General features: G+C 58.3%; 18 protein-coding genes. 9 read left to right on the top strand and 9 right to left on the bottom strand.

From position 1 onward, the window contains the following. Positions 1 to 9 precede the first annotated feature (9 nt). The 5 genes from PMI27_RS05235 (at position 10) to PMI27_RS05210 (ending at position 2,629) form a co-directional block, all read left to right on the top strand. Entirely contained in the window at positions 10 to 330 is a 321-nt protein-coding gene (locus PMI27_RS05235; protein ID WP_008148829.1) for a YbjQ family protein, read from the top strand. A 671-nt stretch (positions 331 to 1,001) separates the two neighbouring features. Further along, positions 1,002 to 1,373: a hypothetical protein gene (locus PMI27_RS05225; RefSeq protein ID WP_008148833.1), complete on the top strand. Its 372-nt coding sequence runs from the start codon at positions 1,002 to 1,004 to the stop codon at positions 1,371 to 1,373. A 184-nt stretch (positions 1,374 to 1,557) separates the two neighbouring features. Beyond that, entirely contained in the window at positions 1,558 to 1,986 is a 429-nt protein-coding gene (locus tag PMI27_RS05220) for a glycine zipper domain-containing protein (RefSeq protein ID WP_008148835.1), read from the top strand. A 127-nt stretch (positions 1,987 to 2,113) separates the two neighbouring features. Next, entirely contained in the window at positions 2,114 to 2,308 is a 195-nt protein-coding gene (locus tag PMI27_RS05215; protein WP_008148838.1) for a hypothetical protein, read from the top strand. Between the two features lie 108 nt (positions 2,309 to 2,416). Beyond that, positions 2,417 to 2,629: a hypothetical protein gene (locus tag PMI27_RS05210; RefSeq protein WP_008148840.1), complete on the top strand. Its 213-nt coding sequence runs from the start codon at positions 2,417 to 2,419 to the stop codon at positions 2,627 to 2,629. 566 nt (positions 2,630 to 3,195) lie between these two features. On the opposite strand, the gene PMI27_RS05205 is transcribed toward PMI27_RS05210, so the two are convergent. Together PMI27_RS05205 and PMI27_RS05200 are read right to left on the bottom strand one after the other, a co-directional pair. Further along, entirely contained in the window at positions 3,196 to 3,594 is a 399-nt protein-coding gene (locus PMI27_RS05205; RefSeq protein ID WP_008148842.1) for a hypothetical protein, read from the bottom strand. 3 nt (positions 3,595 to 3,597) lie between these two features. Further along, positions 3,598 to 8,451 (bottom strand): RHS repeat-associated core domain-containing protein, encoded by a 4,854-nt coding sequence (locus PMI27_RS05200; RefSeq protein ID WP_024164597.1) that lies wholly within the window; start codon positions 8,449 to 8,451, stop codon positions 3,598 to 3,600. A gap of 263 nt (positions 8,452 to 8,714) precedes the next feature. Here PMI27_RS05200 and PMI27_RS05195 point away from each other — a divergent pair, with 263 nt between their 5' ends. Then, the gene (locus PMI27_RS05195; RefSeq protein WP_008146004.1) at positions 8,715 to 9,410 is read left to right on the top strand and encodes an HAD-IA family hydrolase; all 696 of its coding nucleotides are present in this window, start codon (positions 8,715 to 8,717) and stop codon (positions 9,408 to 9,410) included. Positions 9,411 to 9,546: 136 nt separating this feature from the next. Here the strand turns inward: PMI27_RS05195 and PMI27_RS05190 are convergent, their stop codons facing one another. Further along, on the bottom strand, positions 9,547 to 10,293 hold the full coding sequence (locus tag PMI27_RS05190; protein ID WP_008146002.1) for a 3-oxoacyl-ACP reductase family protein: 747 nt from the start codon (positions 10,291 to 10,293) through the stop codon (positions 9,547 to 9,549). A 125-nt stretch (positions 10,294 to 10,418) separates the two neighbouring features. On the opposite strand from PMI27_RS05190, the gene PMI27_RS05185 reads away from it, so the two are divergent. Then, positions 10,419 to 11,342 carry a LysR family transcriptional regulator gene (locus tag PMI27_RS05185; RefSeq protein ID WP_008146000.1) on the top strand — a complete coding sequence of 308 codons (924 nt, stop codon included), beginning with the start codon at positions 10,419 to 10,421 and terminating at the stop codon, positions 11,340 to 11,342. 118 nt (positions 11,343 to 11,460) lie between these two features. On the opposite strand, the gene PMI27_RS05180 is transcribed toward PMI27_RS05185, so the two are convergent. The 3 genes from PMI27_RS05180 to PMI27_RS05170 all read right to left on the bottom strand — a co-directional run bounded on the left by PMI27_RS05180 (position 11,461) and on the right by PMI27_RS05170 (position 15,094). Beyond that, complete coding sequence (locus tag PMI27_RS05180) at positions 11,461 to 12,189, bottom strand: aspartate/glutamate racemase family protein (RefSeq protein WP_008145998.1); 729 nt, start codon at positions 12,187 to 12,189, stop codon at positions 11,461 to 11,463. 56 nt (positions 12,190 to 12,245) lie between these two features. Further along, positions 12,246 to 13,787: an NCS1 family nucleobase:cation symporter-1 gene (locus PMI27_RS05175; protein WP_008145997.1), complete on the bottom strand. Its 1,542-nt coding sequence runs from the start codon at positions 13,785 to 13,787 to the stop codon at positions 12,246 to 12,248. A 566-nt stretch (positions 13,788 to 14,353) separates the two neighbouring features. Then, a complete protein-coding gene (locus PMI27_RS05170; RefSeq protein WP_008145995.1) occupies positions 14,354 to 15,094 on the bottom strand; it encodes a phosphoadenylyl-sulfate reductase in 741 nt (246 codons plus the stop codon). A 172-nt stretch (positions 15,095 to 15,266) separates the two neighbouring features. On the opposite strand from PMI27_RS05170, the gene thrH reads away from it, so the two are divergent. After that, complete coding sequence (thrH, locus tag PMI27_RS05165; RefSeq protein WP_008145993.1) at positions 15,267 to 15,884, top strand: bifunctional phosphoserine phosphatase/homoserine phosphotransferase ThrH; 618 nt, start codon at positions 15,267 to 15,269, stop codon at positions 15,882 to 15,884. A gap of 85 nt (positions 15,885 to 15,969) precedes the next feature. Here the strand turns inward: thrH and pabB are convergent, their stop codons facing one another. Further along, entirely contained in the window at positions 15,970 to 17,307 is a 1,338-nt protein-coding gene (gene pabB / locus PMI27_RS05160) for an aminodeoxychorismate synthase component I (RefSeq protein ID WP_008145991.1), read from the bottom strand. Positions 17,308 to 17,516: 209 nt separating this feature from the next. On the opposite strand from pabB, the gene PMI27_RS05155 reads away from it, so the two are divergent. Beyond that, positions 17,517 to 18,767 carry an IS256 family transposase gene (locus PMI27_RS05155; RefSeq protein WP_008156893.1) on the top strand — a complete coding sequence of 417 codons (1,251 nt, stop codon included), beginning with the start codon at positions 17,517 to 17,519 and terminating at the stop codon, positions 18,765 to 18,767. Between the two features lie 122 nt (positions 18,768 to 18,889). Here the strand turns inward: PMI27_RS05155 and PMI27_RS05150 are convergent, their stop codons facing one another. Further along, positions 18,890 to 19,876: an alpha-L-glutamate ligase-like protein gene (locus PMI27_RS05150; RefSeq protein ID WP_008146339.1), complete on the bottom strand. Its 987-nt coding sequence runs from the start codon at positions 19,874 to 19,876 to the stop codon at positions 18,890 to 18,892. Beyond that, a complete protein-coding gene (rloB, locus tag PMI27_RS05145; RefSeq protein WP_008146336.1) occupies positions 19,876 to 21,411 on the bottom strand; it encodes an osmotic stress tolerance membrane protein RloB in 1,536 nt (511 codons plus the stop codon). Before rloB ends, PMI27_RS05150 begins: the two co-directional genes overlap by 1 nt. Positions 21,412 to 21,414 lie beyond the last annotated feature (3 nt).

Below are 21,414 nucleotides of genomic sequence, written 5' to 3' on the forward strand. Positions count from 1 at the left end.
GGAAATTTAATGATCACCACCACAACCCACACCATCGAAGGCCAACAAATCACCGCCTATCTGGACATCGTCAGTGCCGAGTCGGTGCAAGGTGTCAACGTTATCCGCGATATGTTCGCCGGGATGCGGGATTTTTTCGGTGGGCGTTCTCAGACATTGGAGCGGGCGTTGAAGGAAGCACGGATTCAGGCAACCGACGAGTTGAAGGAACGGGCGCGGGCACTTCAAGCTGATGCGGTGGTGGGGCTTGATTATGAGATCAGCATGCCGGCCGGGAAGGGCGGGATGGTGGTGGTGTTCGTGACCGGGACGGCGGTCAAGCTGAGATGAGTGGGGGCACGAAGCCGTTCGTCGGGGACGCAATAATCTGAACTACAAGTCCAGTACTGACTGACTAGTCTCAAAAGCGTTGAAGGTCGACATTTTCCCAGGCAAATAGGGCTTGCCGGTGTCGACCCATTTTTGAGAGGGGAGAAGTATGGCTGATTCGTATATCGAAGACGACGGGTCTGAGTTTCCGATCAACAATTGCGTGCAGTGTGGTCAAGCGGAGTATGTGTCGGGCTTTGGTGAAGACCGGGCCAAGGTCGCCAAAGTGAAATCCAAGGTACCCCGAACCGAAAAGGCGAATTTCTTACCCAAGAGGGTGGTGGCGCCTTCCAGGAAGTAACCGTTAACCGGACAGTCCCCCGCCATTGAGCGGGGTTTTTATTTTCACAAGGTTGGTAGTTGGGATTTTGACTACAGATACACAACCCGCGGTTAGTGTTTTTTTTTCACAAACTTTTCACACCTGCCTACGTAGGCTCAACTCATCCGTTAGAAAGCAGTACCTGGCCCGTTCCCCAGCGGGCTTTTTTTTGCCTGTCATAAAACCTTTTCTAAAAACGCTGTCCAACCGTCGCCTATTGCGAGGTTGTACCCGTGCGTGTCTGGACTTTGTCTCCTCAAAAGCATTCAATCTCGCCCCTTTCGGTTACCCCTTTTTTGAGGTTCTTGTCATGCGTTTAACACTGCCTGCTTTGGTTCTGGGGCTTTTGGTTGCTCAAGGTGCGATGGCTGCGGGTGATGGCACTGCCGCCCTCGGTGGTGGTTTGGGTGGCGCGCTGGGTAATGTGGTCGGCCAGAGCATGGGCGGCAGCACCGGTGCAGCGATTGGTGCGGGTGTAGCGGGCGCGGCCGGCAGTGCTGTTGCAGCACGCAAAGGCAGCCGCACTAAAGCCGCCATTGGTGGTGGTATCGGCGCGGCCGGCGGTTCGGTGATCGGCAATAGCCTGGGCGGCAAGACCGGTTCCACCATTGGCGCGGGCTTGGGCGGCGCATTGGGCGGCGGCGTGGGCAGCAACCTGGCCAAAGGTCATAAGCGTCACTGATCCTGATCGATCAGCTCAAAAAGCCCGGCTTGATGCCGGGCTTTTTGTATCTGGATATTTCTTCTTTCGCGCTCTTCGAATTTATAGCTGTCCAACGATCAACGCTGGTGTGATGAAAAAGCTAGACTCACGCCATCCGTAACGCGTTCTCTTACCCCCGATACGGAATTTAGAGGTTCATATCATGCGTTTGACATTGTCCACGTTGGTTCTGGGACTTTTGGTCGCTCAAGGTGCAATGGCCGCCGGTGACGGCACCGCTGCAGTTGGCGGTGGTATTGGCGGTGCGCTAGGTAACGTGGTCGGCCAGCAAATGGGCGGCAGCACGGGTGCTGCGATTGGCGCCGGTGTAGGCGGCGCGGCAGGTAGCGCGGTCGGCGCGAACAAAGGCAGTCGCACAGAAGCGGCTATTGGTGGTGGTTTGGGGTCGGCCGGTGGCTCGGTGATCGGCAATAGCCTGGGCGGCAAGACCGGTTCGACCATTGGCGCAGGCCTGGGCGGCGCGGCAGGTGGGGCGGTAGGCAACAACTTGGGTAACGATAGCGGCAGTTCGCACTCCGGTAGCGGCTACAGCCATAAGCATAAAAACAAGCACAAGAACAAACATCACTGATTCGACATCGAGCTCCACCAGAAACCCGGCCCCGCGCCGGGTTTTTCATTTCTGGAGCAGGACTCTGGAACGTTTGGTTGTGGGTCGCCTCGAACTTCATACACCCCAGAATGTTAAGAGGCATGCCATGACCCCTGAAACCGAAGGCAAGGAAGAAAAAGGCCCGAGCGGGCTTCCGTTCATTAACGATCCAGGAAACGAAGACCCAGGCTCATTGATGGATGACGCAACAGTGCCGCTCAATGATTCCGATGATGCGGGCGACGTCGGAAATATCGAGTTCGAAGACGAGGAAGAGGACGAAGACGAAGACGAGGATTGAGCCTGCTGTGCGACGGATTCGACCGATCGTCTCTCTGATCGAACGCAATGCAGGGCACCCTCCTCGAAACTTCAGGGCCTGCTTTTCAGGCCTCACGAGAGGTGCCTTATGAATGCTGATCCGAAAGACTCCGACGTCGACGATACCCCCGAATATCCGCTGCCTTCACCGACCGATTCCCTGAGTCGTGATCAACGTCCGCCTGATGACGACACCGCTGTAGAGCAGTTGCCGTCTGATGAAGTGAAGCGCGGGGATGTGGAAGCTCACCCTGATGACCCGGACATTGCCGGTGAAGATGGCTCAAACGAACCGAGCTGAACATACGCTGTGGCGCAGCGCCGCTCGTCGATTGTGCGGCACCTTTAAAAAGCGATGACGGCCAGAAATCAGGTACGCACCTTTTAAAGGAGGTACACCATGATCAGGTCAAAATTGACCGCCCTGACGGTGATCGGCGTGTTGTCGGCCGGCTCAATGTCGACGTTTGCTCAGTCCTCCGGCAACGATGCACCTGTGGATAAGGGGGGGATGCCGCCTTATTCAGAAATGAATGCGGGTTCCGCGGACGGGAAGGCGTTGCCGCCTGGCGCTATTAAGGGTGGGAATGGTGGTGATGCAAATGGAAGTAGCACCTCCCCGGAGGCGGGAAGTGGGGCGATGAGTGGTGGAGGTTCGATGGGGAGTGGTTCTGGGAGTGGGTCTGGAGGATCCGGTAGTTCTGGGATGAGTGGCAGTGGAAGCGGTGGGAGTTCGGGGCGTGCTAGAGGAGGAACAGGGGGGGCTGGTGGTGGTACGAGTGGTTCGGGTAGTTAAGTCCGAATTCTTACCGGAAGATGAGCCCAGTTCTAACTGGGCTTTTTCCAGATACTTTATCTTTACCCTAGCTACTCGTCGGAGATATCAGACTCAACCCATCGCATGAAAAACTCTTCCTGAACCTCAGGTTCGTTTGTCAGATTGTTTTCCTCGTAATCAAAGATACTTACTAAATCGCTTCTGAATGCTTGTTTTCCAAGTGTCAGTTCATATGCTTTTACACCTAACGACATCTGTGAGGACATAGTAGAGGGGTGTACGTTTATTTTTGCTCCTTTACACAAAAAAGTTACGTCACGATGGTCTTCCCTGACATGACCTAGGCATTTGTAAAAATCGTCGCCAGAGTACGAATTTCGATAACCATCTTCCATAACAAAAGTGATGCTTGGATTTTCGGAGTCACAGAGAAGCTCAGCGGATTGACGCTTGCCATTTTTGATTATCAAAATCTTTACGCTGTCCACGTTCTATTTCCTGTTCGGATTTAAGGTGGTGTGACCAGATGGGCGACCATTAGCACCAATAGGGGTTACCCCTAAAATATCTTCTCTTTTTACTCCGCCTTGAATTGCTAACTCTCGCTCGCTACCAAACTTATATTTTTTCCCAAGCTCCGAAGTCAGATCTCGCCCTGGGATCATCCGTATGGTGTACAAAAAACCGCTTCTCATGTTGAATCTTGTTGCGAAATCGATTCCAACCTCTCTAACTGGGGTAGTGCTTACAAAATTGCTCGGAGGCTTGTTGCTATCTAGGGAGTGGAGCAGCAAGTCATTGCTGTCGCCCTTGGTTTTAAATCCTTGTTCAAATATCTCATCTGGGTGACGACCGTCGCCACGATATAAATACAATTCCTCTGGGTATGATGGGAGTTGAGCTTCCCCCTTATCAACCTTAATATTCCCCGCCGGATCCTCATCCCCAAACGAAGGCCTTTTACACCCATCCCCCCCAGGACACTCACTCAACCCCAGCGGATCAACCCACCCCGTAGGGTTGCGCGTGTACTGATACCCGTTTAACCCGCCCGCCAACTTGCTCGGATCCGGCGTCAAATACCGTCCAACATCCGGATTGTAGTAGCGATGCCGGTTGTAATGCAGGCCCGTCTCCGCATCGAAATACTGCCCCTGAAACCTCAACGGCTGATCAAGCACCTGGTGGGTGTCGCGGTTGAGGCGAGTCAGGCGGCCATAGGCTGTGTATCGGGCGGCCCAGATGATGTCGCCGCTGTAGTCGGTGAGTTCTTGCGGTGTGCCGAGGTGATCGAGTTGGTAGTAGAACGGGCAGGCCTTGCGCGGGCCTTTGCCGTCGAGCATGGCCAGTGGGCGGAAAGTGCCGGGTTCGTAAACGTAGCTGCGGTAATGCTCGCGGCTGCTTTCGGCGACGAGGTGGTCGCCTTGCCAGAAGAACTCGGTGGTTTTGCCGTCGACGGTTTTGCTGATACGGCGGCCGAAGGCGTCGTAGCGGTAGGTCGCCTGGCTGCCGTTGGGCAGGGTGGCGCCGATCAGCCGATGCTGGCAGTCGTAGCGGTACTCGGTGACCAGTTTTTGCCCGGTGCCGCGACGTTCGCGGATCAGGTTGCCAAAGGCGTCGTAGTCGTAGTGGCGGTCGCCTTGCATGAGCAGGCGGTTGCCCTGCACCTTCGCTGCGCCGGGGCGGTCCTGCATCAGCAGGTTGCCCGCCGGGTCGTGGGCGAAGCTTTCCGGTTGTTGGTCGCGGGTGTGGCGGACGCGGATCAGGCGGTTGAGCGGGTCGTATTGGTAGCTGCGCTGGCCGTGACGGGTGTCGGCGATGCTGTCGAGGTTGCCGTTGGCGCTGTAGGCATAGTCGCGGCGATACAGTGGTTGGAGCTGTTGACTGACAGCGTGGGCCTTCAATCGGCCCTGATCGTCGTAGGCATATTCGCTGAGCAGTTGCCCCTGTTGGCGGTTTAGTTCGCGGCCGGCGAAGAACGTATGTGATGTCAGTCGCGCGCCGTTGAGGTCGATGGCGGTCAGCGCACCGCCCTTGGCGTGGTGGTAATCGAGTTTGCTGCCGTCCGGCAGGCGCAGATGGTTGAGTTGACCGCAGGCGTCGTAGCCATAGCGCAGGGTGCCCCAGCCCTGATGCTCGGTGATCAGCCGATCCTGCTGGTCATATTCGAACTCCAGCGGATGGTCGTGGCCATCGTCGACGCGGACCAACCGGCCGAGGCTGTCATAGCGGTATTCAACCTTGATGCCGTCGGGCAGGGTTTTGACCCGCAGGCGTCCGGCCGAATCCCGCTTATAAGCCGTTACCAACCGCGAGCCATCCTCACCGAACTCGGTTTTTTCCAGCAACTGGCCGTTGAGGTCGTAGGAATACGCCGTGCGCTGGCCGTCGAATCCGGTTTCCTGTCGGATCAAGCCATTGGCCGTGTAGTCCAGCTGATATGTTTCACCGGACTCGTTTTCGATTTCCGTGAGTAACAGCTGCGCGTTGTCGTAGCGGTACTTCAGCTGGGTGCCGTCAGCATTGATCCGACGGCTGACCAGGTGCAGGTCGTCGACGTATTCGTAACGGGTGACGCGACCCAATTCATCGCGTTCGGCGCTGATCTTGCCGTAGGCGTTGTAGCTGAACGCGCGGCTGGCGCCGGTAGGAAGCGTGGTCTGGATCAGTCGGCCGACGGCATCCCATTGGTACTGGGTGACGGCGCCATGTTCGTCCTGACGGGTAATCTGCCGCCCCAACGCGTCGTAGGAAAACCGCCGCTGGCCACCGTCCGGCAAGGTCTCTTCGAGCAGTTGCCCCAAGGCGTTCCAGACGAACACATGCCGACTGGTGTCCGGGGAACGGATCGACAGCAGCTGCCCTTTGTCGTCGTAGTGGTAGTGGCTGACCTGGCCGTCGGGGTCGGTCGCTTCCGTGGTGTCACCCTGGGCATTGCGCTGATACTTCCACACCGCTTTGCCGCGATACCGCGCATGCAGGAAACCGTTGCGATACTCGTAGGCCGTCGGTTCGTCGTCCGGCGGAATCAGCGCAACCAGCCGTCCGACCTCGTCGTAACGGTATTCGGTGATGGCACCGAGCGGATCCTGCTCGGCAAGCAGCCGACCGCTGTTGTCGTAAGCCTTGAGATGTTCGCCGCCGTCCAGCTCGACCTTGCGCACCAGTCGCGCGCGGTCGTCGTGCTCGTAAATTTCTTCGCTACCGTCGGCGTTCTTAACCAGCACACTGCCGTTGTCGTCCCAGACATAACGCGTGTCCATCTGCGAAAACGACGCCCAGTGGCGGATGCATCGAGCCGCCTTGCCGGACCGTTCCCACTCCCAGAAGAAACTCGCCCCACCGGCGAGTTGCCGCTGCAGAATCACGTGCTGCTCGTCGTAGTCGTAGCGCTCGCTTTCGCCAGCGGCATTGGTCGCCTCGATCAAGCGATGACGAGCGTCGTAGCGATAGGAAACCAGCGTCTGCTCAGTACGCCAGGCGTCTTCCAGGGTGTCGACCGGCTGAAAACGCTGATACTCGACGGCGACCATGTGCCGGCGGTCATAGCGCAACAGAAGGGAACGCCCTGCGCCGTTATCGAGGCGCTTGATCCTGTCAGACGTATCCCGCTGCACCGTCAGCCGATTGCCATAGGCATCGCTGATCGCTGTCAGACGTCCTGCACGAAAGTGGAAAAAGCGCGATTTTTCGCCAGCCAGGGCGAGGATCATTTCTTCCGGCTCGTCACCTAGATAAATCGCTGCCCGCGACAGGCTGTTGTGAATCGTCGGGCGCTCGATATTCGGTAACGGAAAGGTCGTACGGCGGTTTTCGTGGTCGATCCAGATGACGGTGTTGCCATCGATTTCCAAATGATGGGCGAGTGAGTGACTCCAGCCGAAGCCGAGCCCGCAATCGATCTCCACCGCACTGGTGCGATAGAGCCGGGTGAAGTCGAACGGCATAATCCCGTCCAGCGCACCGTCGGTCAGCGTGAGCAATTCCTCGCCCGTGACCATCGATACCGGACAGCCGTGGGTACAGGTCAACGGTCCGCAATCGGCGCTGTCACCGTTGGGGTTTTTCGCTTGATCCGGGGCATCGTCGCGATGTTCCTGCCTGCTAATCCTGGTCATGGCCTCGGATTTGTCGCGCGCAAGGGCGACCGGGTTCTTCACCGAAACAACCGGTGCAACGCCGGCCGTGATCTGCAATGGCACCACGGGCGCAGGGTTCAGAGGCGCATTTCGGACGTTGACTGCGAGGGGTTTGAGTACGCCCGCGTGGGCCGTCAGGTCGGATTTGGCGCCAACCTCGGCGAGCCGCAGGCTCGCGGCGGCCAGCCAGTTTCGCGCGCGGTCGGATTTGACCTTTTCCAGCACCTTGGCGCTGATGCCGAGCGTCAGTCCTGCCGTCCCTGTGAAACGCGCCAACAGGAAGCCGATCAATATTCCTGTTCGAATCTCCGCCACAACCTCGGCGATGTATTGCGGCGGCAACATCCGCAACCAACTGGTGAAAGCCGCGAGATGAATGAACATCAATGGCTCGTCACTTAACACCAACAACAAATTGGCAATCGATTCAGATGACGCCTTCAACAGCGTTTCCAGTTCGGTCTCGCTCAGGTACTCAAGGAGCTTTTGGCTGTTGGCCTGGAGGTCCGTGATCAGCTCGTAGATCTGCCTCACGTCATCCCACAAATCGTTCAGCGAATTCTCGAGACCGCGCCAATCCGCCTGTTGCAGCAGCCCGTAGCGTTTGACGAATCCGGCCTGAGAGAACTCAGCCCACGAGGGTTCGAATTCGGTGGCCCACTCGTTGCGCAGCCAGCCTTCCAGATCGCCGATGACTCCTTGATAAGAGGCGTAGAGCGCTTTGACATGATCAGCGCCAACATGGGGGAAAAAGGTAATGCGATAACGCAGGCTGCGCTCGCACTCGGGGATTTCCAGAACGCCGCTGGGGCCGATCTCGTGGTAGACCGGCTCGCCAAACGTACCTTCGGAAATCATCTGCTCAAGCATCACCGGCGTATTGCCGATAGGCACGAAGCGCGCAGCCTCAAACATATGTACCAGGGTCAACGGACCGTTGGCCGGGCACGCGGCGACTGTCGAACTGACTGGCGTGGTGGAATGCTTCGGCGCGCTTAGACGGACTTCGTTGCCGACCTTGAATACTTGCTCGACATCCAGGGCCTTGCCGGTCCAGAAGCTTTCAGCCCAGGCGTCGTAGTCGTTCAGGCACAGTCGAAAATCACCCAGCAGCGCTTCGACATTCGGCTGCTCAGGGTCCATGGCGGCGACCACCAGCAGCCCGATGGTGTTGTTCAAGGCCAGGAGGTTGTCAGGTATGAACATTCGCAGTCCCTCGCGCGGATCAATTCAGAGCGCGAGACTTTGCGGGGGATCGGCGGGGAAAGAAGTCGGGAAAGTAAGTGTTTGGTGTAGGGGAAATCGCTAAATGACGAAGAGCACTTCGGCGCAGGTTTTAGTACCGATCAGGCATTGCCCGTTGCCCTATGCCCGCCGCGCTCGCTATGCTGCTGAATCCTTTAATCGATCGCGGACCCGGCCGTACCTGAGCCGCCTCTGGGATGTCATTAGAAAACGGATCAGATGCGATGAATGCACCGCTGAATGAATTCGGCCCGATCAAGGCCGTGATTTTTGATATGGACGGCTTGTTACTGGATACGGAGGGCATTTACACCGAAGTCACGTCCATGATTGCTGCGCGTTACGGTCGGGTCTTCGACTGGAGCGTCAAGCAGAACATCATCGGCCGTGGCGCGGGTGATCTGGCGCGTTATGTGGTCGAGGCGCTGGACCTGCCGATTACCGCCGAAGAGTTTCTGGTGATCCGCGAACCGCTGATGCGCGAGCGTTTTCCTACGGCGCTGGCAATGCCTGGCGCGCAGGAGCTGGTTCGGCACTTGAATGCCAACAACATTCCGATCGCGGTGGGCACCAGTTCTTCGCGTCAGTCGTTCGGACAGAAAACCACCTTGCACCGCGATTGGTTCGCGCTGTTCGATTTCATCGTGACGGCTGACGATCCGGAAGTCGGCGCGGCTAAACCGGCGCCGGACATCTTCCTCACGGCGGCGCGGCGCCTGGGTGTCGCGCCCGAGGATTGCCTGGTGTTCGAGGATTCGCCGTTCGGTGTCACGGCGGCGAAAGCGGCGGGAATGACCGCGATTGCGATCCCGGATGCGGCGATGGCTGACGAAAAATACGCACACGCCGACGGCATTCTTCGTACGTTGAAAGCGTTCAAACCGAGCGCTTGCGGATTGCCGGCGCTCGAATGGGCTTAACGACGGACATGTGGGAGCGGCGGTGCGACGATTCGACTTGCTCGCGAAGAGGGAGTATCAGCCAACATTAATGTCGGCTGACACAACGCTTTCGCGAGCAAGCCCGCTCCCACATTTTTGAATTGCGTTTAAGTCATCAGGCGCCGAAACCACCGTCGATGGTCAGGCTGGCACCGGTGATGTAACCGGCTTCGGGACCGACGAGGTAGGCGACGAAGCTGGCGATTTCTTCCGCTTTACCGTAACGACCCACCGCCATCAACGGGATCAGGCTTTCAGCGAAGTCACCACTGGCCGGGTTCATGTCAGTGTCGACCGGGCCCGGTTGCACGTTGTTGATGGTAATGCCACGCGGGCCGAGGTCGCGCGCCAGGCCTTTGGTCAGGCCGACCAGCGCGGACTTGCTCATGGCGTACGGGCCACCACCGGCGAAGGGCATGCGGTCGGCGTTGGTGCTGCCGATGTTGATGATGCGACCGCCTTCGGTCATGTGTTTGGCTGCGGCCTGGGTGGCAATGAATACGCTGCGCACGTTGATCGCGAGGGTCTGGTCGAAGTCTTCGAGTTTGAAGTCTTCCAAGGGGGCAACGGCCAGCACGCCTGCGTTGTTGACCAGAATGTCCAGGCGACCAAAGGCTTTTACGGTGGCGGTCACGGCGTTGCGAATGGCCTCGGCGTCGGCGCTGTCAGCCTTGATGGCGAGGGCCTTGCCGCCGTTACCGGTGATGCTGTTTTGCAATTCTTCGGCTTTGGCCGTGGAGCTGACGTAGGTGAAGGCGACTGTCGCGCCTTCAGCAGCCAGGCGTTTGACAATGGCGGCGCCGATACCGCGGGATCCACCTTGAATCAAAGCCACTTTGCCGCTGAGGTTCTGAGTAGTCATATCGATCTCCAAAGTCCCGAGGCGAGATGTCTCGGTTGATGGAGCCTAGTATCGATTCAGGATTACCGGCTGTGTAGACGGTAATTGCGATAGTCTGTGTAAACCAAAAGTTTATAGTGGCGCTTATGGAAACCTTCAGCAGTATCGAATGCTTCGTGCGCAGTGCCGAGGTCGGCAGCTTCGCCGAAGCCGCGCGCCGCCTGAGTCTGACCCCGGCGGCGGTGGGCAAAAGCGTCGCCAAGCTTGAGGCGCGACTGGGTGTACGGCTGTTTCAGCGCAGCACTCGCAGCCTGACGCTCACTGAAGCGGGTCATCGGTTTCTCGGCGAAGTGAGTTCCAGTCTTCACACGATCCAGAATGCCGTGGCCAATCTGGCCAGTGCCGAGGGGCTACCGGCGGGGACGTTGAAGGTCAGCATGGGCACGGCGTTTGGGCGGTTGTATGTCGTGCCGTTGCTTGGGGAGTTTCTGCGGCGCTTTCCGGCGATCAACCCGGACTGGCATTTCGATAACCGTCAGGTCGATCTGATCGCTCAGGGTTTCGATGCGGCGATTGGTGGGGGATTCGAGCTGCCGCAGGGGGTGGTGGCGCGCAAGCTGACACCGGCCCATCGGGTGTTGGTCGCGTCAGCCGACTATCTTGCAGGGCGTGAGGTGATTGCCGAGCCCGATGATCTCAAACATCACGATGGCATCCTGATTCGATCGCCACAGACAGGTCGTGTGCGTTCCTGGCAATTGACCAGTCGCACCCAGCAACACAGCCCGCTGACGCTCAAGGCGCGGATGACCATGAGCGATTCGGAGGCGGCCTGCGCCACGGCCGCCCAAGGGTTGGGCATTGCGCTGGTGAGCATGCCGTTTGCCGTGGGCTATCTGGAGGCCGGGACCTTGCTGCGGGTGCTGCCGGACTGGTTTGTCGACGACGGCAACATTTCCATTTATTACGCTGAACACAAACTGCTGCCCGGCAAGACCCGGGCGTTTGTGGATTTCATCATTGAGCAGTTTGCGGAGCAGGGGTTGGGGCAGCGGTTTAGTGCGCTCTGAGCCAGCTTCAGAACCGAGGCGCGGCCATCGCGAGCAAGCTCGGCTCCTACATTGGATCTGCTTCGCTCACAAATCCCCTGTGGGAGCCGAGCTTGCTCGCGATGAACGATGACGCGGTCTACCTTCCAAACCGCCCGGGCCAGCCAGTAATTTTCTTGGGCCGCGGCGTTGCATAAGTCCGCACTTTGGACGTCGACAATCCCAATCGCACCAACGACTCGGCAATCGTCACCGCCGCCGTCACACCATCCACCACCGGCACGCCAGTGCGCTGACGAATCTGTTCATCCAGCCCGGCCATGCCGCCGCAGCCCAGGCAAATCACCTCGGCCTTGTCTTCAAGCACGGCCAATTCCGCCTGGCGAATAATTGCCTCCAGCGCACGCTCAGGATCGGATTCCAGTTCCAGCACCGCCAAACCACTGGCTCGCACCGATGCGCAACGGTCCCAGAGTCCGGACAGTTTGAGGCGATCCTCGATCAGCGGCACGGTGCGGTCCAGCGTGGTGACCACCGAGTAGGCATGGCCGAGGAACATCGCGGTGCTGGCCGCCGCATCGGTGATGTCCACCACCGGCACGTTGAGCAACTCCTGCAAACCCTCGCGCCCGTGTTCGCCGTAACCGGCCTGGATCACGGCGTCGAAGGGTTGGTCGTAAGCCATCACCCGATCCATCACCGCAATGGCGGCCAGATAACTTTCGAAATTGCCTTCGATGGAGTCAGCACCGAAGTAGGGCGTCAGGCCGATGATTTCCGTGCCCGGCGCGGCCACGGACTGAGCCGAACGCGCGATGGCCTGGGTGATGGATTCGGTGGTGTTGACGTTGACCACGAGAATTCGCATGGGAAGTCCTTATAACGGGTGGTTCTGCGGCCCGACGGTGCCGGGCCGCCAAGGGATTAATGGCTGACGTTATCGACGGCGATGGCTTCACCGCTGACGTCTGCGTAATGGGGCTGCCGTTTGGCGATGATCAGGTAGAGCATCCCGGCAATCCCGGCGCCAATCAGCCAGGAGAAAGGCGATACGCTGTCGAAGCCCGGTACCAGCGCCAGGACAATGGCGATCAGTGCGGCAGGAATGAACGCCGCGACGGCGCGTAAATTGACTCCGCGGCTGTAGTAATAAGCGCCGTTGGGGTCTTCGCTGTACAACTGCGGCACGTTGACCTGACCTTTTCGTACAAGCCAGTAGTCGACCATGATCACGCCGTACAACGGGCCAAGCAGGGCGCCGAGGCCGGACAGGAAATACACGATCACCAGTGGGCTGTTGTATAGGTTCCACGGCAGGATCAGCACCGCGATGGTCGCGCTGATCAGCCCGGCGCGGCGGAACGTCAGGTATTTGGGCGCCAGGTTGCTCAGCACGAAGGCCGGGGCGACGAAGTTGGCCATGATGTTCACCGCCACGGTGACGATCAGGAATGCCAGGCAGCCGAGCACCAGAAAGAAGGTGTTGGGAATCGAGGCGATGATTTCGGTCGGGCTTTCGATGATCCGGCCATTGATCTGAAATTGCGCACCGCAGAGCAGGACGGTGATGCTGGCGAACACCAGAATATTCACCGGCAGGCCCCAGAAATTGCCGACCTTGATGGTCTTGCGGCACGGCGAAGAACGGGCGAAGTCGCAGAAATTGAGGATCAGCGTGCCGTAGATCGACAGCCACAACGCGCCACCGGCGAAGATGTTGCGCCACATCTCGCCGCCGCTCAGCGGTTCGCGGATCGACCAGGCGATGGTCGCGTTGGCCTGAAAGTACATCCACGCGGCGAGGGCGGCGACAGTCAGCAGAATCACCGGTCCGGCGAACGCCTCGTAACGCCGCACCATCTCCATGCCATAGGCGAGAATCGCCAGTTGCACAAACCAGATCGCCACGAAGCACACCCAGCCCAGGCTCGATAGACCGAGGATTGAGTTGTGGTCGTAGTCCGCGAAACCTGGATGAACTGCGGTCAGCAGTACCCGAAAGACCACCGAGGCCAGATAGGTCTGAATCCCGAACCAGGCAATGGCGATAACGGCACGGATCAATGCAGGAATTTGCGCCCCGTGAATGCCGAAACTGATCCGGCTGATGACAGGAAACGGCACGCCGGTCTTTTGTCCCATGTAGCCGGAGAGGTTCATGAAGCAATACACCAACGCCGCGCCGATCCCCAGGGACAGCAGGATTTGCCAGCCGCCCAGTCCGAGGGCATACAGCCCGATGGTGAATGAGTAATTGGCGATGTTGTGAACGTCGTTGGTCCACAGGGCGAAGATGCTGTAGCGGCCCCAGCGTCGACCTTCGGCCTTGGTCGGCGCCAGGTCCTTGTTGTGAAGACGAGGGCTGAGTACGACGGGTTCTTGAAACGGTTGGTCGTGAGGGGGCGAAGTGGGTGGGAAGGAGGGCAGATCCAGCGCGATGTTGTTATTGGAGAGGCTAGTACGCATTCCGGCAGGCTCCGAGCTTGGCGTCGCGATGACTGTGCATGAGCGTTGGCTCGACAAATCTTCGTCGCGGGCAGTCAGCATCATTGGTTACGGGGCATCTGCAGCCTGTACGGGATAGGGCGCTTCAGGCTTGCGGATCTAAAGTGTGTGTATGTTTTGATGTGATTGTATACAAAACATGTATGCACTTAAGCCAGATCCATGCCAGTCAGCGATCTATGAAATCTGCCTTTAATTTCGTTTTGTTATCTATTCGCGATAAGTGACTGAAATAAAGGCGATATAAATTGACTGTTTGAACAGGTATTTATTTTTCAGCGGGATTTGTAGGAAAGGTCGACTGAGGAAGTCAGGGCAGGGGCGTGTAACTTTTTGGGGCGCTGAAATGAAAAGTGCACACACAAATGGCACCGATGGTGACATTCCTGTGTACACATTTCTAAGGCCAGTCACGACCCCTGTAGGAGCTGAGCTTGCTCCGGGCGGCGATCCGACGATAGCGGTCTAACAGTCAGTCCGCTATCGCGAGCAAGCTCGGCTCCTACAGGAAATTGCAAAGACTGGGGTTATTCCTTGGATTTGCTGATGATATTGCCCGCATGCAGCCCGCATTCTTTCTGCGTCGCTTCTTCCCACCACCAACGACCTTCGCGCTCGTGCTGGTTCGGCAACACCGGGCGGGTGCAGGGCTCGCAGCCGATGCTGATGAACCCGCGTTCGTGCAGGCTGTTGTACGGCAGCTCCAGCATGCGGATGTAGCCCCAGATCTCTTCACTGGTCATTTGTGCCAGCGGGTTGAATTTGTACAGGGTGCGTTCCGGGGTGGAGAACGCGGTGTCGATTTCCAGCACCGCGACGGCGCTGCGAGTGCCAGGGCTCTGATCCCGACGCTGGCCGGTGGCCCAGGCCGTCACTCCCGAGAGCTTGCGGCGTAGCGGCTCGATCTTGCGGATGCCGCAGCATTCGCCATGGCCGTCCTTGTAGAAACTGAACAGGCCTTTTTCCTTCACGAAAGGTTCGAGCTTGGTGTAGTCCGGCGACACTAGTTCGATGTCGATCTTGTAGTGTTCGCGCACCTGATCGATGAAGCGGTAGGTCTCGGGGTGCAAGCGGCCAGTGTCGAGGCTGAACACTTTGACGTTCTTGTTCAGCTTCCAGGCCATGTCTACCAGCACCACGTCTTCGGCGCCGCTGAAAGATATCCACAGGTCATCGCCAAACTCGGCGAACGCGAGTTTCAGGATGTCCTGGGCGGATTTGTTGGCATAGGTCGTGGCGAGTTCCACGACGTCGAACGTTGGGCTCATCAGGGCGGCTTCCTACAGGTCGGTGGCGCTGGGCGCTCTATATGGGCTGATGGTAACAAAATCCTGCAGCCGCTGGCGCGCCCTCTGCGTTGCACCGGTCAGCCTGAGTCGCTAGAGTTCGGCAGTCCTTTTGCTCGCTCGACTCAATAATCAATACAAATGGGAGTGTCTTGTGGAAATTGCCTGTCTGGATCTTGAAGGTGTACTGGTCCCGGAAATCTGGATCGCCTTCGCCGAAAAAACCGGGATCGAGTCCCTCAGGGCTACCACCCGGGACATCCCCGACTACGACGTGCTGATGAAGCAGCGCCTACGGATTCTCGACGAGCACGGCTTGAAACTCACCGACATCCAGGAAGTGATCGCTACGCTCCAGCCGCTGGACGGCGCCATCGAGTTCGTCAACTGGCTGCGTGAGCGCTTTCAGGTGGTGATTCTGTCGGACACGTTCTACGAGTTCTCCCAGCCGTTGATGCGTCAACTGGGCTTCCCGACCTTGCTCTGCCATCGTCTGATTACTGACGATTCCGGTCGGGTGACGAGCTATCAATTGCGTCAGAAAGATCCCAAGCGTCAGTCGGTTTTGGCGTTCAAGAGCCTTTACTACCGGGTGATCGCGGCGGGGGATTCCTACAACGACACCACGATGTTGGGCGAGGCGGATGCGGGGATTCTGTTCCATGCGCCGGACAATGTGATTCGCGAGTTTCCGCAGTTCCCGGCGGTGCACAGCTTTGAAGAGCTGAAGCAGGAATTCATCAAGGCTTCCAATAGGGCCTTGAGTTTGTAGTCGTCTTTGAGGACGCCTTCGCGAGCAGGCTCGCTCCCACAGGGGATCACCGAACCCTGTGGGAGTGAGCCTGCTCGCGATGCTTTTAAAGGTTTTGCAGGGTATCGAGCAGCACCTTCACCTTGGTAATCGATTCCTGATACTCGGCCTGCCACTCCGAGTCCGCAACGATCCCGCCGCCGCCCCAGCAACACACCTGCCCATCTTTCACCAACAGGCTGCGAATCGCGATCGAACTGTCCATTTCGCCACGCACATCCAGATACAGCAAAGACCCGCAGTACAACCCGCGCCGGGTCGGTTCCAGCTCGTCAATAATCTGCATCGCACGAATTTTCGGTGCACCGGTAATCGAGCCGCCAGGGAAGCTGCCAGCGATCAGGTCCAGGGCGTCCCGGTCATCCGCCAGTTCTCCGGTCACGCTGCTCACCAGGTGATGCACGTTCGGGTAGCTTTCCAGGCTGAACAACTCCGGCACCCGCACCGACCCGATACGGCAAGTACGGCCGAGGTCATTGCGCAGCAGGTCGACGATCATCAGGTTTTCCGCGCGGTCCTTGGGGCTGGCCAGCAGTTCGGCGGCGTTTGCCGCATCTTCGGCAGCGGTCAGTCCGCGAGGGCGAGTGCCTTTGATCGGGCGGGTTTCCACATGGCGTTCGCTGACTTTGACGAAGCGTTCTGGCGACAGGCTCAACACTGCGCCGCCGTCGGGCAGGCTCTGAAAACCGGAAAACGGCGTCGGGCACGCCGCCCGCAGCGCGCAATACGCGGCCCATGGATCGCCCTGGCACTGAGCACGGAAACGCTGGGCGAAATTGACCTGGTAACAGTCGCCGGCCTGGATGTACTGCTGAATGCGTTCTAGCGCGTGGCGATACTCGTCAGCGCTCAGGTCGGCCTTCATCGGGGCTTTCAACTTGAAAGATTCGACTGCTTCAGCTGTAGGCTCACTGAATAGCGTGATCAGACGCTGACGTTCGCTGTCGATCAGCGACGGGTGGAAGACCAGCTGACTTGTACTCAGTTGGTGATCGGTGATCAGTGCCCAGTCATACAGCCCGAAACGTGCGTCGGGCAATTGCAGATCGTCCTGCGCCTGACTCGGCAGGTTTTCCAGATGTCGACCGAAGTCATAGCTCAGGTAACCGATGAGGCCGCCAGCGAAGGGCAAATCGTAAGGAACAGCCGCTTCACCGAGTCGTGTCAGGTTGTCGCGAAGGCGTTGCAGGAAATCGCTGCCACTTTCGTCAGGCAATACTGCTATTTGCTCCAGCGGCCAGGCACTGAGCAGGTCATAGCGTCCACGCTCGGCACTCGGCCGGCCACTGTCGAGCAGCACGGCACCGGGGGCATGACGAATCGCCGCGAAGTACTCGGCGGGGTTGGCGCAATAGGGGAGCGGGTGTACGGAACAGGTCAACATGGGCGGGGCAGATCAGCCATCGAGGCGGGGGTGGCGATTGTAGTCTTCTCGGGGAATTGCTCCTAGAGGGGATGTCGGGGATTGGTAGATTGGGGGCAATGGGTGAGACAGACCTGTGGTGAGGGGATTTATCCCCGTTGGACTGCGCAGCAGGCCCGGGGGTGTCAGAAATTTTGTGTTCGGGCATAACATGAGTAAGAGGTGCATGTATGCCAACCAAGAAGAAACCCGCGTTGCGAGAGCTACCGAAAATCCCGAAAGAGCTGCTCGAGCAATTCACTGATGGACCGATGACCGCTGAAGCCATTGAGGACGCCTCTGCGGCGTTCAAGAAGGCTTTGATCGAGAGAGCCCTGAATGCTGAACTCGGTCACCACTTGGGCTATCCGCCGGGCGCGCAGCGCCCAGAGGATGAAACCAACCAGCGCAATGGCAAAAGCGGCAAGACGGTTCTAACCGGCGATGGCCCGCTCCGACTGGATATTCCTCGCGACCGGGACGGCAGTTTTTCTCCCATCCTGATTCCCAAGCACGAGCGCCGTTACACCGGATTCGACGACAAGATCATCGCCATGTATGCCCGTGGAATGACTGTCAGAGAGATCCGTGCGTTTCTTTCCGAGCAGTACGGTACGGACGTTTCTCCCGACTTCATCAGCTCTGTAACCGATGAGGTCATGGCAGAGATCGGTGCATGGCAACAGCGGCCTTTGGAGCCGATGTATCCGGTTATTTTCTTCGATGCTCTGCGGGTCAAAATCCGCGAAGAGGGGCTGGTTCGCAATAAGGCGATCTACTTGGCCCTGGGTGTTTTGCCTGACGGAACACGCGATATTCTCGGCATTTGGATCGAAAATACCGAGGGTGCCAAATTCTGGATGAAGGTGTTCAACGACCTCAAGACACGTGGCGTCGAAGACGTGTTGATTGCTGTGACCGATGGCCTTAAAGGCATGCCAGAAGCTCTCAGCGCCGTTTTTCCAGAAACGACACTGCAAACATGCATTGTTCATCTGATCCGCAACAGTCTTGATTACGCGGCTTGGGATAAGCGTCGTGAACTGGCCAAGGCGCTCAAACCGATCTATCAGGCAGTCACCGCCGAAGCGGCCGAGCAGGCGCTGGATGCGTTTGAAAGCGGGCCATGGGGCAAGCAGTATCCGACGGTAGTGGCTGCTTGGCGCCGCGCTTGGGATCGTGTGATCCCATTTTTCGTTTTCCCGCCAGCGATCCGAAAAGTGATCTACACGACCAACGCCATTGAGAGCATCAACGCTCAACTGCGCAAGATCATCAAAACCCGAGGTCACTTCCCGACCGACGATGCGGCGACAAAACTGATCTGGCTTGGGCTGCGCAACATCACAGCAAACTGGGGCTCAGCGGCCCATGACTGGAAAAGTGCAATGAATCAATTCGCGATTCTGTACGGAGATCGATTTATCAGGCCGACCTGGTAAAAGCATGGCCTGCCTAACAGCAGGCCGTTACCGGCCCGCACACAAAAAATCTGACAGTTCCGCAGGCCCTGATTTTTGGGGCCGCTTCGCTGCCCAACGGGGATAAATCCCCTCGCCACAGGTCAGCCTTCAACCGCCGGAATATGCCCAAACATTTCCTGAACAAACTCAACCCGTTCCTGCACCGTCTCAACAACCCCTCGAGCCTTCAACTCCTCCAGCCGCGCTTCAACCGCATGGGTACGCAACGTTAGTCCGCAATCATTGGCAATCTGAATGTTCAGCCCAGGCCGGGCGTTGAGCTCAAGAATCAGCGGCCCTTTTTCCTGGTCCAGCACCATGTCGACACCGATGTAACCCAGCCCGCACAGCTCATAGCAGCCGGCGGCAAGTTTCATGAAACCGTCCCAGTAGGGCAGTTGCACGCCGTCCACCGCGTTGGTGGTGTCCGGATGTTTGGTGATGATGTTGTTCAGCCAGGTGCCGCGCAACGTCTGCCCGGTTGCGAGGTCGACACCGACGCCGATGGCGCCCTGGTGCAGGTTGGCCTTGCCGCCGGACTGGCGCGTCGGCAAGCGCAGCATGGCCATCACCGGGTAACCCATGAGCACGATGATGCGGATGTCCGGTACGCCTTCATAGCTGATGCTTTTGAAAATCTGGTCCGGGATCACCCGGTATTCGATCAGCGCGCGGTCGCGGTGCCCGCCCAGGGAATACAGGCCGGTGAGGATGCTCGAGACATGGTGCTCGAGTTCCTCATGGTCGATGATCTTGCCGGAGACTGTGCGATAGCGCCCCTCGAACCGGTCGGCAACCACAATGATGCCGTCACCGCCCGCGCCCTGGGCCGGTTTGATCACGAAGTCGTTGCGCCTGCCGATGATGTCGTCGAGGTTGTCGATTTCTTTCTCGGTGGAAATCACGCCATACAGTTCCGGCACATGAATGCCGGCTGCGATGGCGCGTTCCTTGGTGATGATCTTGTCATCGACAATCGGGTACAGACTGCGCTTGTTGTACTTGAGCACGTAGTCCGCGTTACGCCGATTGATCCCCATGATGCCCCGGGCTTCCAGGGCCTTCCAGGTCTTCCAGAAGCCGAACATCAGGCGTCAGCCTTCTTCAGGAAGGCCTTGAAACGCACCAGTTCGGTCAGGCGGTAGCCGCGATAACGCCCCATCGCCAGCATGAACCCCACCAGGATCAACAGGATCGCCGGGAAGGTGAACACGAAGTAGACCAGCTCCGGAACGCTCATGATCAAGTGCGCCAGCGACGCGGCGAACAGCGTACCGATCGCCACTTTCATGGCATGGCCGGAACCGCGTTCTTCCCAGGTAATCGACAGGCGTTCGATGGTCATGGTCAGAATCACCATCGGGAACAGCGCCACCGACAACCCGCGTTCCAGACCGAGTTTATGGCTGAAGAGGCTGATCGCCGCGATCAGCACCACCACGAAAGTCAGCACCACCGACAGCCTCGGCAGCATTTGCAGCTTCAAGTGTTCAAGGTAGGAGCGAAGCGACAGGCCCAGCGCCGTGATGATCGTAAACAGCACGATACCGAAGCCGAGCTGGGTTTCCCGGAACGCCAGGGCAATCAGCACCGGGGTAAAGGTGCCGAGGGTCTGAATGCCGATCAGGTTGCGCAGGATCAGGATCACCAGCACACCGATCGGGATCATCACCATGATCATGAAGGTCTGCTGGGTTTCCAGCGGCAGGCCGTACAGCGAGTAATCGAGGAAGTTGGCGTCGGAGTTTTCGTCGGTCAGCTTGGCCAGGCGAATGGCGTTCATTTCGCTGTTGTTCAGGCTGAAAGTCACGTTGGCCTTCTTGCCGCCATCGACGGTGATCAGGTTGTCGTCGCCGGTCCACCACAGCAGGCGATCGGTCGGCAGGCCCTGTTCACCGGTTTCCGGGTTGAAGTACAGCCAGTCGGTGCCGTTGAAACTGCGCAACCACAGTTCCGGCATTTGCGGCTGGTCGGCCACCAGACGAATGGTGTGGACCTTTTCTACTGGCACGTGCGCGATGGACAGCACCAGCTCGACGATTTTCGCCTTGTGCCCGGGGGACGGATCGCCGCCCAGCAACAGCTTCACATTGTCGTCGTTGAGATTGTTGACACGCTTGATGGCTTCGCCGATGAAGGTTTCGACGTCGGCCGAGTGCTGGCGGATCGGTGCGAGCAGGGCTTCGGCGGCGATTTTTTCCGCGCCTTCGACAGCGATGCTGTCACGGAAGGTCGGCCCTTTGATCTTGGATTTTTCACCGGTGTAGCGCTTGGTCAGCACCAGGCGGTAGTAAAGCGTTTGATTGCCCTTGGCCCGACGTGCCGACCAGGTGACTTTGCGGTTGCCGTCGGCACGGTTCACGGCCACGCCGTAGTTATTGGAAATGAAGCTCTCGTTGAGGCTGACGTAATCGCGGCTCAGCGGTGGCACGAACATCTGGATCTTGACCGGGTCCTTGGTACTGGCGACGAACTCGACTTTGGCGTCGATGTTCCACAAGTCGTCGGTGGCGTCTTCGGTCACGGGGATGCCGAGCACGAAGATCTGATAGGCCGTGACTGAAATACCCAGCACCACCAGGATGGCGATCAGGAATTTCAGGTGAAGGGTAAGAGAGCGCATTGG

Origin of the sequence: Pseudomonas sp. GM41(2012) (assembly GCF_000282315.2) — a bacterium.
In the GTDB taxonomy this organism is placed as follows: Bacteria; Pseudomonadota; Gammaproteobacteria; order Pseudomonadales; family Pseudomonadaceae; genus Aquipseudomonas.

Excerpts from the sequence above, each read along its gene's own strand:
- pabB (WP_008145991.1), bottom strand. The coding sequence starts at position 17,307 with ATGTTGACCTGTTCCGTACACCCGCTCCCCTATTGCGCCAACCCCGCC.
- PMI27_RS05195 (WP_008146004.1), top strand. The coding sequence starts at position 8,715 with ATGAATGCACCGCTGAATGAATTCGGCCCGATCAAGGCCGTGATTTTT.
- PMI27_RS05235 (WP_008148829.1), top strand. The coding sequence starts at position 10 with ATGATCACCACCACAACCCACACCATCGAAGGCCAACAAATCACCGCC.
- PMI27_RS05200 (WP_024164597.1), bottom strand. The coding sequence starts at position 8,451 with ATGTTCATACCTGACAACCTCCTGGCCTTGAACAACACCATCGGGCTG.
- PMI27_RS05215 (WP_008148838.1), top strand. The coding sequence starts at position 2,114 with ATGACCCCTGAAACCGAAGGCAAGGAAGAAAAAGGCCCGAGCGGGCTT.
- PMI27_RS05150 (WP_008146339.1), bottom strand. The coding sequence starts at position 19,876 with ATGTTCGGCTTCTGGAAGACCTGGAAGGCCCTGGAAGCCCGGGGCATC.
- PMI27_RS05175 (WP_008145997.1), bottom strand. The coding sequence starts at position 13,787 with ATGCGTACTAGCCTCTCCAATAACAACATCGCGCTGGATCTGCCCTCC.
- PMI27_RS05170 (WP_008145995.1), bottom strand. The coding sequence starts at position 15,094 with ATGAGCCCAACGTTCGACGTCGTGGAACTCGCCACGACCTATGCCAAC.
- rloB (WP_008146336.1), bottom strand. The coding sequence starts at position 21,411 with ATGCGCTCTCTTACCCTTCACCTGAAATTCCTGATCGCCATCCTGGTG.
- PMI27_RS05210 (WP_008148840.1), top strand. The coding sequence starts at position 2,417 with ATGAATGCTGATCCGAAAGACTCCGACGTCGACGATACCCCCGAATAT.
- PMI27_RS05180 (WP_008145998.1), bottom strand. The coding sequence starts at position 12,189 with ATGCGAATTCTCGTGGTCAACGTCAACACCACCGAATCCATCACCCAG.
- PMI27_RS05185 (WP_008146000.1), top strand. The coding sequence starts at position 10,419 with ATGGAAACCTTCAGCAGTATCGAATGCTTCGTGCGCAGTGCCGAGGTC.
- PMI27_RS05225 (WP_008148833.1), top strand. The coding sequence starts at position 1,002 with ATGCGTTTAACACTGCCTGCTTTGGTTCTGGGGCTTTTGGTTGCTCAA.
- PMI27_RS05220 (WP_008148835.1), top strand. The coding sequence starts at position 1,558 with ATGCGTTTGACATTGTCCACGTTGGTTCTGGGACTTTTGGTCGCTCAA.
- PMI27_RS05155 (WP_008156893.1), top strand. The coding sequence starts at position 17,517 with ATGCCAACCAAGAAGAAACCCGCGTTGCGAGAGCTACCGAAAATCCCG.
- PMI27_RS05190 (WP_008146002.1), bottom strand. The coding sequence starts at position 10,293 with ATGACTACTCAGAACCTCAGCGGCAAAGTGGCTTTGATTCAAGGTGGA.